This is a genomic window from Roseburia hominis A2-183, from assembly GCF_000225345.1.
GTDB lineage: Bacteria > Bacillota > Clostridia > Lachnospirales > Lachnospiraceae > Roseburia > Roseburia hominis.
On sequence record NC_015977.1, the window covers coordinates 2,714,731 to 2,729,377 of the forward strand.

Genomic DNA, 14,647 nt, shown 5'->3' on the forward strand with positions numbered 1-14,647 from the left:
GCATCTATTCTATGCCATAGTTCCGTTTCATCTGCTCATAAAGCTGCTGCGTATAATTTTCTCCCACCTGATCCACAATCTCATCTGCCACCAGTTCGATCGTGCTGTCCATGTGAAAATCTGTCAGCGTACTGAGAGAAGAATCCTTATCCTCGTCATCATCCGAAATGAGATTCTCCTTTACTTCCTTTAATACCTCTTCCACAAAGTAGGACTCAAAATCCTTGCAGACCGAGAGCAGTTCTTCCTCGCTCGAGCCGGAGGACACACTACTGATCGAATTCTTCAGTGCCGACGCGCTGCCTGCGGCTGCGCTGTTCTGTGCATTGCTGACCAATGACGAAATACCGTCTATCGAAAAACTCATACTTTACGCTCCATTCCGCTTATCATCCGCTTACCGTTCGCTTATCATCTGCTTATCGTTTCAGGTTGTTCGCCATCTCCAGCATCTCATCCGATGTCGTGATTGCCTTGGAGTTCAACTGATAGGCACGCTGTGCGATAATCATATTGACCATCTCGTCCGCCACCTGTACATTGGACGCCTCCAGATAATTCTGGCGAACCTGGCTTCTGGTAAGACCTGCTGTCGTATTCTCATTCATTGCCGCACCCGAAGCTGCTGTAACTTCCAGAAGGTTGTCACCCGTTTTCTCAAGGCCGCTCGGGTTGTTAAACTGGAACAGTCCAATCTGACGGTTCATATTCACATAAGTTCCATTTGCTGTCGTGTAACCGATTCTGCCGTCGCTCGATACTGTCACACTGCTGGAACTTATATTGGCCGGAAGAACGATCTGCTGGTTATTGCTGTCCAGCACCGGATAGCCGTCCGGATTGGTCAGTGTAACGCCGTTGGTTCCCACTGCCCACACAAAATCTCCCGCTCTGGTATAGCGTGTCTCGCCGTCTGCGCAGCGCACTGCAAAAAATCCGTCTCCGACGATTGCAAAATCGGTATCATTCTCACTCGCCTGCAGCGCTCCCTGTGTGTACACGGATGTGACTGCCGCAACTCTCGTTCCGAGTCCCACCTGTGCCGGAATCGGTTTCTGCTCTCCGTTTGCACTCGTTGTCTTCGTCTGAATGGTCTGGTAAAGCAGCGACTTAAACTCTGCCTTCTCCTGCTTGAATCCAACCGTATTCACATTGGAAAGATTGTTTGAAATATTGTCCACGTTCGTCTGCTGCGCAAGCATACCGGTTGCCGCAGTATAAAGTGCCCTCATCATATGTCAGCTACCTCCGTCTATACATTTCCGACCTGATTGACCGCCTTATCCAGTGTCTCATCAATCGTGTTAATAACCTTCTGTCCTGCCTGATATGCTCTGGAAATCGTAATCATATTGACCATCTCAGAAACAACATTCACATTGGACGACTCCAGCGTTCCCTGCACGATCCTGCCGTCTGCCGCCGTCACCGTTCCTCCGTTCACAAGGTCGTACATATTCTCACCGTACTTCGCCAGATAGTCATAATCCGCAAAATCGACGATGCCGATCGTTCCAACCTGCTGATCGTTCTGATAGATATTGCCAAGCTCATCCACGGTGATCTTCTGGGTCGGATCCACCCGAATCCGTCCGTTCACATTGCCGTTTCTGGCGTCATTTGCATTCAGGACATAATCGCCGTCTTTGGTCACCAGATAGCCCTGGGTGTTGACCGTGAACGCTCCGTCCCTTGTATATTTTACGGATGAATTTCCCTGCTTATCCGTGTAGGCAATCGCAAAAAATCCATCTCCCTTGATTGCAAAATCCGTACTGTTATCGGTAACCTTGAAACTTCCGGTACTGTAATCCGTATACGTCTCACCGATATGAACGCCCATGCTGATTGTACCCAGCTTCTGCGCAAGACCGTAAGACGATGTATCTTTGATCTTGATTGCCAGCTCATCTGCAAATGTCTGGGACGTTGTGCCTTCTTTCTTATAACCATTCGTATCTGCATTTGCAAGATTGTTGGAAAGCACATCTAGACGCTTCTGTTCATTTATCATTCCTGTATACGCTGTATACAATCCCTTTACCATAGACTGCTCCTTTTTCTGTTACCTCTTGTAACTTCTGCCTGCTTCTCACCAGAATCCATCAGACGCTCCCGCATCCCAAGGGCTCTCTGTTGTTTATATCGTCATAACTGCCGTCAAACTTAATCATCGTCGCGCTTTCCGGACAGGAACTCCACGAACTTTCCGGTTCCGACTGCCACACAGGTCATCGGCTCCTCCGCTGTCATGGTATTGATGCCCGTCTTGTCCTCGATCAGTTCCTCAAGTCCGCGAAGCAGTGATCCGCCTCCCGTGAGAACGATTCCGCGGTCCGCCACGTCCGCCGCAAGCTCAGGCGGCGTCTTCTCTAACACCGAGTGTACCGCTTCCACGATCTGCAGTGTCGGCTCCTTCAGCGCCTCTTCCGTCTCCTCGGAAGAAACGGTTACCGTCTTCGGCAGACCGGTCACCAGGTTACGGCCTCTGACGTCCATGGTCTCATTCTGTGCCAGTGGGAAACAGGAACCGATCTTGATCTTGATGTCCTCCGCTGTGCGCTCACCGATCAACAGATTGTGTTTCTTTCTCATGTAACGGACAATCGCCTCGTCAAAATCATCTCCGGCGATCTTGATGGAAGTGCTGACAACCGATCCCCCCAGAGAAATCACGGCGATGTCCGCGGTACCGCCGCCGATATCCACGATCATGTTGCCGCATGGTCTTGAAATATCGATTCCGGCTCCGATCGCTGCCGCAATCGGCTCCTCGATAATCGCCACCTCACGCGCACCTGCAGAATAGGTCGCATCCTCAACCGCTTTTTTCTCGACCTCGGTCACTCCGCTCGGCACACACACGCTGATGCGCGGCTTGCGGAATGTCTTCTTGCCAAGTGCCTTCTGGATGAAATACTTGATCATCTTCTCGGTGACAGTATAATCAGAAATAACACCCTGACGCAGCGGACGGACTGCTACAATGTTGCCGGGCGTTCTGCCGAGCATCAGTCTCGCTTCCTCTCCGATTGCCTTGATTTTGTTTGTATCACGATCAAAAGCCACTACTGACGGCTCCTTTAACACTACACCTTTGCCTTTAATATATACCAGGATACTTGCAGTACCAAGATCGATACCGATGTCCGTACTCATCATATTCTAATCTGCCCCTTTCTTTTCTCTGCCAATGGTTCATCTATTCGTTGAATCTTTCTTCACGTCCAAAAGGACATAAAGATGCATTTAATCATATTTTTACATATACAGCATTATTATATACAAAAACTGGGATTTTTCAAAGCTTTTTTTCGCCCGTGCCGCCATTTTTGAAAAAAATAAGAATTTCTTCATTTTTTGTCCGGAATATCATATTTTTTCATTTTTTTATCACGTATTCATCACATTTGCGGGTTATATTTTTTTACGTACTAAATGGTGTACCAAACATACACCGCCCCGGAAATATTCCTCAAATATTCCGCGGTTAGTATAATTTTTCATAACTCATACCTTCCGGCGCAAACACCAAACGCCGGGAGGTACTCCCCGGGTATAACGAATTTTCATCCATATGAATTTTCGATGCCATATATTTCACAACATTTCTCTGACCGCAGATGCCAGCGCATCTGTTGTCAAAAAAGGCACTGTATGCCGCGTGTTTTCCACGTTTGCGTCCAGTGCCTTCTCCTTATTTCCACTATTTTTCCAGATATTTCTTGACATACTGTCCGGTGTAGGACTCCGGTATCTGCGCCACCTCTTCCGGTGTTCCCTGCGCAATGACCGTTCCACCGCCGTCTCCGCCTTCCGGTCCCATGTCGATGATGTAATCCGCCGTCTTGATCACGTCCAGATTGTGCTCAATAACCACCACGGTATTGCCGCCGTCGGACAATCTCCGCAAAATCTCGATCAGCTTGTGCACATCCGCAAAATGAAGTCCGGTCGTCGGCTCATCCAGAATGTAGATCGTCTTTCCGGTGCTTCGCTTGGAGAGTTCGGTTGCCAGCTTGATTCGCTGCGCCTCTCCTCCCGAAAGCTCTGTGGACGGCTGTCCCAGTTTTACATAGGAAAGTCCCACATCGTAGAGCGTCTGAATCTTGCGGTGGATGGACGGCACATTTTTAAAAAACTCCAGCGCCTCCTCCACCGTCATATCCAGCACATCATAAATGCTTTTTCCTTTATACTTGACCTCAAGCGTCTCCCGGTTGTAACGTTTTCCCTCGCAGACCTCACACGGCACATAGACATCCGGCAGGAAATGCATCTCAATCTTTAAGATTCCATCCCCTCCGCACGCCTCGCAGCGTCCGCCTTTTACGTTGAAGCTGAATCTTCCCTTTTTGTAGCCCTTCGCCTTTGCATCCGGGGTCGCCGCAAACAGATCGCGGATCATGTCAAACACGCCCGTGTAGGTCGCCGGATTCGAGCGCGGCGTTCTGCCGATCGGCGACTGGTCAATGTCAATCACCTTGTCCAGCTGCTCCATGCCGAGAATCGCATCATGCTCTCCCGGAATGCAGCGCGCCCGGTTCAGGTCGCGCGCCAGCCGCTTATAGAGAATCTCATTGGTCAGGGAGCTCTTTCCCGATCCGGACACGCCGGTAATGCAGGTCATAATTCCGAGCGGTATGTTCACATCGATGTTTTTCAGGTTGTTCTCCCGTGCGCCTTTGATCGTCAGAAATCCCGTCGGTTTTCTGCGCTCATCCGGTACCGGGATCTTGATTCTGCCGCTTAAGTACGCTCCCGTGATCGACTTCGGATTCTTCATGATCTCCTGTGCCGTACCGCAGGCGACCACTTCTCCACCGTGTGAGCCGGCTCCCGGTCCGATATCCACAATATAGTCCGCGGCAAGCATCGTATCCTCGTCGTGCTCCACGACAATCAGCGTGTTGCCGAGATCTTTTAAATTCTTCAGCGCCCCCAGCAGCTTATCGTTATCGCGCTGATGCAGTCCGATCGACGGCTCGTCCAGAATGTACGCAACCCCGACCAGCCCGGAACCGATCTGCGTCGCCAGACGGATACGCTGTGCCTCTCCTCCCGAGAGGGTACCGGTCGCTCTGGACAGGGACAGATAATCCAGTCCCACTTCATTCAGGAATCCGACGCGTGCGCGGATCTCTTTTAAAATCTGATCGCCGATCCGGTGCTGCTGCTCCCCCAGCTTCATCTCCGCCAGAAAGGCATTGAGATTCTTCACCGACATGGAAGTCATCTCATAAATATTTTTATCTGCAACCGTCACTGCCAGAGACTCTGCTTTCAGCCGCTGTCCCTTACAGGTCTCGCAGGGGGTAATCCGCATGAACTGCTCATATTCCTGCTTCATGACCTCCGAACCGGTCTCCCGGTACTTGCGCTGCACGTTTTTGATCAGTCCCTCAAAGGCAACATCATAAACGCCTTCCCCGCGCTGTCCTCTGTAATGGACTTTCACTTCCCTGCCGTCCGTTCCGTAGATCAGGACATGGCGGATTTCCTCCGGGTATTCGCAGTATGGCGTCTCCAGTGAAAAATGATACTCCTCCGTCAGCGCCTTTAAAATAGCGTATGTGAAACTGGACGGATCTGTACAGGACTGCCAGCCCATCACCTGGATGGCGCCTTCCGCGATGGAAAGCCGTTTATCCGGAATCATCAGATCCTCATCGAATTCCATTTTATAGCCCAGTCCGAAACAGGTCGGGCACGCGCCGAACGGATTGTTGAAGGAAAAGCTTCTCGGTTCAATCTCGCCGATGCTGATCCCGCAGTCCGGGCAGGAAAAGCTCTCCGAGAACTGAATCGGTTCACCGCCGATCACATCCACGGTCATGAGTCCGTTTGCCAGTGTAAGCACATTCTCGATGGAATCCGCCAGGCGCTTCTCAATTCCTTCCTTTACCATGAGACGGTCCACCACGATCTCGATATTGTGCTTTTTATTCTTGTCCAGTTTGATCTCTTCCGACAGTTCATACATGCTGCCGTCGACAATCACACGCACATAACCGCTTCGCTTCGCCTGCTCAAACAGCTTCTGATGCTCGCCCTTTCTGCCGCGCACAACCGGCGCCAGCAACTGGATCTTCGTGCGCTCCGGCAGTTCCATAATCTGATCGACCATCTGGTCGACCGTCTGCTTTTTGATCTCTTTTCCACATTTCGGGCAGTGCGGCACACCGATCCGCGCGTAGAGCAGCCGGAAGTAATCGTAGATCTCCGTCACCGTTCCCACCGTCGAGCGGGGATTGCGGTTCGTCGACTTCTGATCGATCGAGATTGCCGGCGACAATCCCTCAATCTTCTCGACATTCGGCTTTTCCATCTGCCCGAGGAACTGCCTTGCATAGGAAGACAGCGACTCCATATAGCGCCGCTGTCCTTCGGCATAGATTGTATCAAATGCGAGGGACGATTTTCCCGATCCCGACAATCCGGTCAGCACGACAAATTCGTCTCTCGGAATATCCACATCGATATTTTTGAGGTTGTGCTCGTTCGCTCCTCTGATTTTAATATATTTTCTTTCGGACGTTTTCTTCATTGTCTTATCCTTTCTACAGGTCACGCAGCATCCCTTTGAGTTCGATCATCTTGTCGCGGTATTCCGCCGCCGCCTCGAAATTGAGATCCGCCGCCGCTTTTTCCATCTTTTTCTGGATATCGGCAATCAGCTTCGTCAGTTCCGCCTTGTTCATCGACTCCGGAGACTTCTTGAAATTCATTTCTTCCTTTGCGATCTTCTTGGAAACAGAGATCAGTTCCCGCACCGACTTCTGAATCGTCGTCGGTGTAATGCCGTGTGCCTCGTTGTACTCCTGCTGGATCTTGCGGCGCCGTTCCGTCTCCTCGATCGCAACACGCATGGAATCCGTAATGGTATCCGCATACATGATCACATGTCCCTCGCTGTTGCGCGCCGCCCTGCCGATGGTCTGGATCAGCGACGTCTCAGAACGCAGGAAGCCTTCCTTGTCCGCATCCAGGATTGCCACCAGGGTAATCTCCGGTATGTCCAATCCCTCACGCAGAAGGTTGATGCCCACCAGCACATCGAACACATCCAGACGCAGATCGCGGATAATCTCCGCGCGCTCTAACGTATCAATATCGGAATGGAGATATTTGACGCGGATCCCCAGTTCCCGCATGTAATCGGTCAGATCCTCCGCCATTTTTTTCGTCAGGGTCGTAATCAGCACCTTGTGGTGGTTCTTGATCTCCTTGTTGACCTCACCCACCAGATCATCAATCTGCCCCTCTACCGGGCGCACCACAACCTCCGGATCGAGCAGTCCCGTCGGCCGGATAATCTGCTCCGCGCGCAAAAGTTCATGCTCATCCTCGTATACGTTCGGCGTCGCCGAAACGAACAGCATCTGGTCGATCTTGCCCTCAAATTCCTCAAAATTCAGCGGGCGGTTATCCTTCGCAGACGGCAGCCGGAACCCGTAATCCACCAGCGTGCTCTTTCGTGACTGATCCCCCGCATACATTCCGCGGATCTGCGGAATTGTGATATGGGACTCATCCACGATAATCAGATAATCATCCTTAAAGTAATCCATCAGTGTGTGCGGCGTCGCCCCCGCCGGAAGCCCCGCCAGATGCCTGGAGTAGTTCTCTATACCGCTGCAGAATCCCGTCTCTTTTAACATCTCAATGTCAAAATTCGTGCGCTCCGCGATTCTCTGTGCCTCCAGCAGCTTGTCCTCTCCCTTGAAATACTTCACGCGCTCTTCCAGCTCCGCCTCGATGTTATCGCACGCTCTTAAAATCTTTTCCTGCGGCACAACGTAGTGGGAAGCCGGAAATACCGCAAAATGCTCGAGCCGGCACTTAATCTCGCCGGTCAGCACATCAATCTCCGTTATACGGTCAATCTCATCCCCGAAAAACTCCACGCGGATCGCCGTATCGCCATAGTTTGCCGGGAATATCTCAAGCACATCCCCGCGGACCCGGAACGTGCCGCGATGAAAATCCATCTCATTTCGCGTGTACTGAATATCGATCAGCGCACGGATGACCTCGTCCCTGTCCTTCTCCATGCCCGGGCGCAGCGATACCATCATGCCAAGGTAATCCTCCGGGCTGCCCAGACCATAGATACAGGAAACCGATGCCACAACGATCACATCTCTCCGCTCCACAAGCGCAGCCGTGGCAGACAGGCGCAGTTTATCTATCTCCTCATTGATTGCCGAGTCTTTTGCGATATAGGTATCCGTCTGCGGCACATACGCCTCCGGCTGATAATAATCATAGTATGACACAAAATACTCGACTGCATTCTCCGGGAAAAATTCCTTCATCTCCCCGTAGAGCTGCGCCGCCAGTGTTTTATTGTGAGAAATAATCAGTGTCGGCCGGTTCAGCTGTTCGATGACATTCGCCATCGTAAATGTCTTGCCCGAACCCGTCACGCCGAGCAGCGTCTCAAACTGGTTGCCCTCGCGGAATCCGCGCACCAGTTCTTCAATCGCCTGCGGCTGGTCTCCAGTCGGCTTGTATTTGGAATGTAATTTAAAATGATCCACTTGCAAATCTCCTTTTATGTTCTCATAAAAAATAGAAAGCGCCCTTTCCCGGCTGTGCAGTACATGTCCGGAAAATCTTTGATGCTGCAAATCGGAAATTACCAACGCTTCATGTTCTTCTCAAACTTCCCGGTATATGCCTGCTTCAATTCATCTGCCGTAATTCCGTAACAGAGCATGACATCATTGTAGTACATAAGAACATCAGCCATTTCCTCAACCAGATCTTTTCTCAATTCTTCCTGTGTCAGGGCATTCACTGCACCATGCTTTTTGACAATATCAATCACTTCACCTATTTCGCCAACCATCCAAAGCATCTTGTTCTGTCCTGTTTCCGGACAGATCGGTTCCCATCTGTCCTTGTACTTATCCTGCAAGCTTCTCTGCATTTTCTGCATTTCGTTTATACTAAAATCTTCCATACCACATTCCTCCCCTGAAATAGTTCTGCAAATCAAAAATTTTCACTTTTTTGCAGCTTAATAAGCTGAACCTTGCCATCCATTTTAACATCCTTGACAACAAAATCATACTTCTCAATCAATGAAATTCTGCAAGTGGAAAGTTATACCGTTATTTCAATCTGATTTTCCTCTATTGCAACAACACAGCTTTCATAATAGCCATCGCCTGTTGTGCGTGGACCACTGACGACCGGATATCCTGCTTCTTCCAGTTTCATTGTCAATTCATCCACTTTTTCTTTACTGCCGACGCTGAAAGCAATATGGATTAGACCTGTTCGGTTAAGTGTTTTCTTCATATCCTCCATATCCGGCTTATTCATTATCTCAAGTCTCGAACCGCCCTCAAAAGCAAGAAAATATGGCCTGATTTTTCAGTCTATCTCTCGTTCCAACAGCCCCTAACAATCATGATTTTTCCGATTCTGCAAACTTGAATTTCATGCGCTATTTGTTTATCAACCATTCCATAGTTTCAAAATTCAAATATAGTTCTATTTCTTTTCCCCATGTCAAAAATTCAAAACAACTGATTTTTAAAATATTCTCTCTCCATTCAACAAATTTCAAATTATCAGCATTAATGGGAAGAACTATGTTTTCCATATCGCTAATCTTAGTATTTGCAAACATCTCAATGCCATAGCCGTCTGTAACTAAAATTTTTCCAAATGGTGTGACTGTTATATCTACATATTCTGGTTGTGAATAATATTCCATAATTTCACCACCATAAATATCTAGCACATACATATAATCAGAAGTCAAAACAACAATAATTCCTAATGTTGTAGAACAAGATACCCCTCTATATTTACCTCTAAATTCACCACACCAAATATCGTCTTCTTCGGTAAATTTTATCCATGTCCAATCAGTTGAATTCCATGGACTTTTTATATCATAAATTTTTTCAATATATTCCCCTGAATATGGTTGTTGAATATATTCTGCTCTAGAAATCATTTAAACGCATCTCCAAAATACCGATTTTTATTGCTAACAAGCAGACATTATCTTTCATATAAAATATGTAAATCTCCATCAACAAATCCAATACCTATTGCTTGATATTTTTTTAAACTTCCAGCATATTTCCCAAAAGAAAGGTATTCATTCAATAAACCAATAAAAAATGTTTCCATTGATTTCCAATCACTTTCACGCTCTATCATAAAAGGATTATCTCTTGTAGCAAATACTTCATCACAAGCCCAATCGTCATTATCCCTATCGAATGAAAATGTGCCGACTAATTCAATAGACCATTTATTATCTGTATCTTCATATAAATTAAAGTTAATCGCTTTTATTTCACTATTCAATTCATTCTTTAAGATCAAATCTAACCATTCAAAGAAATCTTTGTTGTTTTTATTCGGTTTTAATTTATCAAATAATCCCATACTTCGACCTCCACAAATATCGATTTCTCGATTTCAAAAACTAGAAGTTATCTTTTTCTTCCTAAATATCGGCATACTTTTGATTTGTATTGCAGGTACTCATTTCCAAATGCTTCTATCAAAAAATCTTCCTCTACATTGACTATCTGTAAATGAAAAAATACCACTGCAAAACCTGTGGCAAAGCAAAGGAACCAATTAAAGAACGAAAACAATATTCCTATATACATTAAATCAAAACCCAAAAATGCAGGATTTCTGCTAATAGAATAGATGCCCGTTGTTACCAAATTGGTCTTTTCTTCTTTTTGCACACCTGCTCTCCAATTCTCCTTCATCTGTGTAACAGAAACAATAAAAGCAAGTACACCGAACATTGTTATTACAACTCCTGTAAATTGCAACACAATATGTGCTGTTTCTGAATAAAAGACAATACTGATAATCTGTATTACAGGAAGCAAATATGTGATTATTTTAAGAGCTACTTCTATAAATTTGACAAATCCCTCTTTTCCTTTTCCTAATTGGCCTGTCTTTATGCCTTGCTTTTTCTGACTAATCAGCTTTGCAAAATAGCAGATGTAGAACACTGCCATCAGTGAAATTGTAACAATTTTTATTATCATCGTGTACCTCCAAATTCCGATTTCTCAATTTCAAAAACAGGAATTGTTCTGCTTAGTTTGGCAACTCGCTTTCTTCAACGGGAACTGCCTCTAAGTCAGTGTTGCTCCAATAAGAGCTAATATCTGCACTTGTAAAGTATTCAAAATTATCTGTGGAAGATTTCAGATTGCCTGTCTTTACTCCATCGCAGCCATAAATCAGTTCATAACTTGTTCCATCAGAAAGGTTAAATCTGAAACTGGTTATCTCTGCTCCAGCGGTTTCCTCTACTTCTTTGAGTTCCAGGGATAGCCCCTCAAACATATCATACAAGTTCTTTATGGTTTCTTCGGCAACAATGACCTTCTTTTCTGCTGACACAGGTGCTCCAACAAAGTGATACATTTCTATATTTTCAACATCACCTACCTCAAAAGGTAAATCAATATTGACTGTCTTGTTGTTGCACCCAACCAAGCCAAGCACACAAACCACTGCTAAAACTAATGCTATCAACTTTTTCATACAATCAACCTCCTTCGTCAAATTCCGATTGAGATTTCACCTGTTTTAGGGAATTTAATAACTGTTATATTTTGTTATTAAATTCTCTGCAAGCCCTTGAAAACACTGGATTTATCGCAGGTGAGCTTTCCCTTATTGTTTCCCTTGTGTTATATCGTCCCGTCAGTGTTTACGAACTCTGATAAGGGCAAATACAAGGGCAAGAAAAATCTATAAAACAGTATAACACAAAATAAAAGTGACATGGTGAACTGATTGAAATGCTTCTGATTTTTGTAACAAATGACTGATTGAATGATAAGGAGATTCTATACGATGAGAACAATATTTGCAGAATACAATCCACACAGAAACAGCATTGATATTTATACTTCTGCTGGTTATATGCTCCGCATTGACTGTTGGGAAGCCGAAAAGGATTTAAAAACCACACCCGGATCAGACTGTGCATTGAACGCACTTGCCATTGATAAACCGCTTGAATATGCAAAATTATATCTTGATGGAACAATGCAGATATGGGTAGATGCAGAAGATTCATTAGAACTATGGTGATTTTTTCAACAGCACTAAGGTTACTTTTTCCCAATCTCATTTATTGAGAATCGTCTTTTTACCGTGCATATATATTCAATATCTTTTTATCTATTATAATGAAATCAAGGGCTGGTCTAATGCCAGCCCTACAAAAATGAAAATTCACATAGAAAATAAATTTACAATTTTTCCGATATAAACCTGTTATCAACAAATACAAACATAATTTATATTATCGTATCTATTGATATGATATGTATTTCAAAGAGTTACCAGAAGTTTTTGAAAACTTTTCCCTTGTGATATTATCTAAAGCTCCTAATTTTATACTTTTCCCATGATGGAGCAGCTTATTTGACCGTATCTCTAGCACCAAAGATGTTGTATTCTATACTGATACATCAATAGAATTGCGAACTAACCTATTACCATTTTTGACAAGAGTAGATTCCACTGATTCTCTTTTGACATTATCAAGAATGCTTGTATCAAACTTTTGTCCCGGTTTCCAATTTGGATTAGCTGATTTCACTGCTGCATACATAGCAGCTCTATACTGTCCTTCGTATTGCTCTAAAGTCCATGTACCACTTAAACGTTTGTCTTTACTTACGCTTAACTGATAATCCTTAAAAATATCTGAACGCTTAGTTGTATCACCATTTGAAATACCGTTTTCCTTAATAAATTCCCTCTTCACATTATCAAACATCTTTTGACGATATTCCTCGGATACACTCGTGAGCTGCTGCCATGATGTACCTTTTCCGGTAACATCCATTCCCGCCACTCCATTTGCATTCAGTAAATCGCCATCCGAATCAAATTGCTTCATCAGATTCTTAATAATGGTATCTCTTCCACCGAATGTTTCATATATCAATCTTTCTTCTGCTGACATCATGGCTTCATTTTGCATAATACCAGATAACCGGCCTTTTTCTTTCAAAGCCTTATATTGTTTACTATTTGTGTTAATACCATTATAGGTATTGCCTAATCCGCTGATATTCATTGACATATAAAACCTCCTTGTAAATAAATTCAAAATCCGTTTAGAATTAACTCAATGCTATATAGTATATATCGTCATAAATCTCCAAGAAATAAGTTTCACTGTTAAGTGCCCTCTTGATTATACAGGTGGTTGTTGCGTGTTCTTCGTTCCTCTTTGGATAACTTTTGACGCAACCTCTTTTCCAAGTTCTCAAACTGGCGGATTTTCTTCTTTCCATCCTCAATCTCGGCTGTCCCTTGTGGGTGTCAATCAAAATTATTTTTCTTGGTCTGCGTCAACCGTTCCAGCACCGTCATCAGTATATAGCTCGGCTGGAATTGAATTGACAGCAAGTTGTTTTTCTGGCGGTATCGAATTATACCACTCAAGCCATTCAAGGGTTTCTTCGGATAAGTCCGATTTGTTAAATAACTGTCCTTCAAATTCAACCGTTTCATTTTCAGCATCTTCCATATGACTATATAAGAAATATTTACCATCAATTAAAACCACAATATTATTTTCATATTGATATACTTTAGCACCTACAATATCGTCATTGGCTTGGAAATTCTCTTTTGGCTCTTGCGATGAGCTAACTTTGCTTTCGATTTCCCCTAAATAAGTGAACTGGCTTTCTTTATCTGTAAAATCGAGTTGACTATCCGTATATTGATACAACTTGTTATTTACATAAACCATAGGAGCCAAATCTCCAGAAATAGGGGGATTAGAGCCATTAAGTAAACGCGGAATTGTAACTACGCAAATTATAAGGCAAAGACAGGCTGCCATAATTCCCCACTTTATCCATATAGGCTTTTTCATTTTCGTTTTGTAGTTGAGTGCTTCATCAACATATTTTGTATCAAGCTCGCTCATAGCGTCAGAAAATTTCTTTGCGTTCATACGAATACCTCTCTTTCAATCAAGTATTGCTTCATTTTCTCGCGGATACGGGTCAGCCGGACAGAAATATTTTTTTCTGAAAGCCCTACAAACTCGGCTATGTCCTTGTAGCTGTCGGAAAACCAATAGCGGCGCATAAAGATAACGCGGTTTTCGATAGTCAGCGTGTCTAAAAAAGACTCAATGATACAGGCTAACTCTCTGACCTCGATTTCTTCTTCAATGTTTTTCTGGTCTGCAATACAGGCTTCAATTTCCTCCAAAGCAATCGTGTAATGACTGCTTCGTTTGGCTGCTTCCTTTCTCCAATAGATTTTGAGCGAAATATTCCGAACGATTTTCAAAAGATACGACAACAATGGGTTAGGTCGTGCTGGGGGAATGGCGTTCCATGCACCTAAATAAGCGTCGTTTACACATTCCTCCGCGTCCTGTCTGCTCCCTACTATATGGTAGGAAAGATTGTGACAGGCTTTTCCATATTTTATGTCCAGTTCCCGTATGCCCTGTTCCGAACGCTCAAAAAACATTTCTATGATTTTTTCATCGTCTATCATCACACCGCCTCCTTTCCGGCTTCACTCATATACTACGGTTTCAGCGGCAAACACTACATCTAATCCGAAACTTTTTTCAAAAAATTACCATTTTGCT

At 44.9% G+C, this 14,647-nt stretch carries 15 protein-coding genes and 1 pseudogene; 1 reads left to right on the plus strand and 15 read right to left on the minus strand.

Annotation, left to right across the window (positions count from 1 at the left end):
• Positions 1-4: 4 nt before the first annotated feature.
• The 12 genes and pseudogenes from RHOM_RS12120 to RHOM_RS12175 all read right to left on the minus strand — a co-directional run bounded on the left by RHOM_RS12120 (position 5) and on the right by RHOM_RS12175 (position 11,550).
• Positions 5-367, minus strand: coding sequence for a hypothetical protein (locus RHOM_RS12120; RefSeq protein ID WP_014080609.1), 363 nt, complete (start codon positions 365-367; stop codon positions 5-7).
• Between the two features lie 52 nt (positions 368-419).
• Positions 420-1,235, minus strand: a complete 816-nt coding sequence (flgG, locus tag RHOM_RS12125) for a flagellar basal-body rod protein FlgG (RefSeq protein ID WP_014080610.1) — start codon at positions 1,233-1,235, stop codon at positions 420-422.
• 17 nt (positions 1,236-1,252) lie between these two features.
• Positions 1,253-2,047 (minus strand): flagellar hook-basal body protein, encoded by a 795-nt coding sequence (locus RHOM_RS12130; RefSeq protein ID WP_014080611.1) that lies wholly within the window; start codon positions 2,045-2,047, stop codon positions 1,253-1,255.
• Between the two features lie 119 nt (positions 2,048-2,166).
• Positions 2,167-3,162 carry a rod shape-determining protein gene (mreB, locus tag RHOM_RS12135; RefSeq protein ID WP_014080612.1) on the minus strand — a complete coding sequence of 332 codons (996 nt, stop codon included), beginning with the start codon at positions 3,160-3,162 and terminating at the stop codon, positions 2,167-2,169.
• A gap of 544 nt (positions 3,163-3,706) precedes the next feature.
• Positions 3,707-6,547 carry an excinuclease ABC subunit UvrA gene (uvrA, locus tag RHOM_RS12140; protein WP_014080614.1) on the minus strand — a complete coding sequence of 947 codons (2,841 nt, stop codon included), beginning with the start codon at positions 6,545-6,547 and terminating at the stop codon, positions 3,707-3,709.
• A 13-nt stretch (positions 6,548-6,560) separates the two neighbouring features.
• The gene (gene uvrB, locus RHOM_RS12145) at positions 6,561-8,543 is read right to left on the minus strand and encodes an excinuclease ABC subunit UvrB (protein ID WP_044025025.1); all 1,983 of its coding nucleotides are present in this window, start codon (positions 8,541-8,543) and stop codon (positions 6,561-6,563) included.
• 98 nt (positions 8,544-8,641) lie between these two features.
• Positions 8,642-8,968: a MazG nucleotide pyrophosphohydrolase domain-containing protein gene (locus RHOM_RS12150; RefSeq protein ID WP_014080616.1), complete on the minus strand. Its 327-nt coding sequence runs from the start codon at positions 8,966-8,968 to the stop codon at positions 8,642-8,644.
• Positions 8,969-9,111: 143 nt separating this feature from the next.
• Positions 9,112-9,378, minus strand: a pseudogene (locus tag RHOM_RS12155) (VOC family protein); the annotation flags it as partial.
• Positions 9,379-9,457: 79 nt separating this feature from the next.
• The gene (locus RHOM_RS12160; protein WP_014080618.1) at positions 9,458-9,976 is read right to left on the minus strand and encodes a hypothetical protein; all 519 of its coding nucleotides are present in this window, start codon (positions 9,974-9,976) and stop codon (positions 9,458-9,460) included.
• A 47-nt stretch (positions 9,977-10,023) separates the two neighbouring features.
• Positions 10,024-10,416, minus strand: coding sequence for a hypothetical protein (locus RHOM_RS18015; RefSeq protein ID WP_014080619.1), 393 nt, complete (start codon positions 10,414-10,416; stop codon positions 10,024-10,026).
• A 47-nt stretch (positions 10,417-10,463) separates the two neighbouring features.
• The gene (locus RHOM_RS12170) at positions 10,464-11,045 is read right to left on the minus strand and encodes a methyltransferase family protein (RefSeq protein ID WP_014080620.1); all 582 of its coding nucleotides are present in this window, start codon (positions 11,043-11,045) and stop codon (positions 10,464-10,466) included.
• Positions 11,046-11,097: 52 nt separating this feature from the next.
• On the minus strand, positions 11,098-11,550 hold the full coding sequence (locus RHOM_RS12175) for a hypothetical protein (protein ID WP_014080621.1): 453 nt from the start codon (positions 11,548-11,550) through the stop codon (positions 11,098-11,100).
• Between the two features lie 315 nt (positions 11,551-11,865).
• Here RHOM_RS12175 and RHOM_RS12180 point away from each other — a divergent pair, with 315 nt between their 5' ends.
• A complete protein-coding gene (locus tag RHOM_RS12180) occupies positions 11,866-12,105 on the plus strand; it encodes a DUF6061 family protein (RefSeq protein ID WP_007890424.1) in 240 nt (79 codons plus the stop codon).
• 370 nt (positions 12,106-12,475) lie between these two features.
• Here RHOM_RS12180 and RHOM_RS12185 read toward each other — a convergent pair whose 3' ends face one another.
• From RHOM_RS12185 to RHOM_RS12195, 3 genes are all read right to left on the minus strand, one after another.
• A complete protein-coding gene (locus RHOM_RS12185; RefSeq protein ID WP_044025027.1) occupies positions 12,476-13,102 on the minus strand; it encodes a DUF3879 family protein in 627 nt (208 codons plus the stop codon).
• 258 nt (positions 13,103-13,360) lie between these two features.
• Positions 13,361-13,993: a hypothetical protein gene (locus RHOM_RS12190; protein WP_014080623.1), complete on the minus strand. Its 633-nt coding sequence runs from the start codon at positions 13,991-13,993 to the stop codon at positions 13,361-13,363.
• Positions 13,990-14,550 (minus strand): RNA polymerase sigma factor, encoded by a 561-nt coding sequence (locus tag RHOM_RS12195; protein WP_014080624.1) that lies wholly within the window; start codon positions 14,548-14,550, stop codon positions 13,990-13,992. Before RHOM_RS12195 ends, RHOM_RS12190 begins: the two co-directional genes overlap by 4 nt.
• Positions 14,551-14,647 lie beyond the last annotated feature (97 nt).

Excerpts from the sequence above, each read along its gene's own strand:
- RHOM_RS12120 (WP_014080609.1), bottom strand. The coding sequence starts at position 367 with ATGAGTTTTTCGATAGACGGTATTTCGTCATTGGTCAGCAATGCACAG.
- flgG (WP_014080610.1), bottom strand. The coding sequence starts at position 1,235 with ATGATGAGGGCACTTTATACTGCGGCAACCGGTATGCTTGCGCAGCAG.
- RHOM_RS12130 (WP_014080611.1), bottom strand. The coding sequence starts at position 2,047 with ATGGTAAAGGGATTGTATACAGCGTATACAGGAATGATAAATGAACAG.
- mreB (WP_014080612.1), bottom strand. The coding sequence starts at position 3,162 with ATGATGAGTACGGACATCGGTATCGATCTTGGTACTGCAAGTATCCTG.
- uvrA (WP_014080614.1), bottom strand. The coding sequence starts at position 6,547 with ATGAAGAAAACGTCCGAAAGAAAATATATTAAAATCAGAGGAGCGAAC.
- RHOM_RS12150 (WP_014080616.1), bottom strand. The coding sequence starts at position 8,968 with ATGGAAGATTTTAGTATAAACGAAATGCAGAAAATGCAGAGAAGCTTG.
- RHOM_RS12160 (WP_014080618.1), bottom strand. The coding sequence starts at position 9,976 with ATGATTTCTAGAGCAGAATATATTCAACAACCATATTCAGGGGAATAT.
- RHOM_RS18015 (WP_014080619.1), bottom strand. The coding sequence starts at position 10,416 with ATGGGATTATTTGATAAATTAAAACCGAATAAAAACAACAAAGATTTC.
- RHOM_RS12170 (WP_014080620.1), bottom strand. The coding sequence starts at position 11,045 with ATGATAATAAAAATTGTTACAATTTCACTGATGGCAGTGTTCTACATC.
- RHOM_RS12175 (WP_014080621.1), bottom strand. The coding sequence starts at position 11,550 with ATGAAAAAGTTGATAGCATTAGTTTTAGCAGTGGTTTGTGTGCTTGGC.
- RHOM_RS12180 (WP_007890424.1), top strand. The coding sequence starts at position 11,866 with ATGAGAACAATATTTGCAGAATACAATCCACACAGAAACAGCATTGAT.
- RHOM_RS12185 (WP_044025027.1), bottom strand. The coding sequence starts at position 13,102 with ATGAATATCAGCGGATTAGGCAATACCTATAATGGTATTAACACAAAT.
- RHOM_RS12190 (WP_014080623.1), bottom strand. The coding sequence starts at position 13,993 with ATGAACGCAAAGAAATTTTCTGACGCTATGAGCGAGCTTGATACAAAA.
- RHOM_RS12195 (WP_014080624.1), bottom strand. The coding sequence starts at position 14,550 with ATGATAGACGATGAAAAAATCATAGAAATGTTTTTTGAGCGTTCGGAA.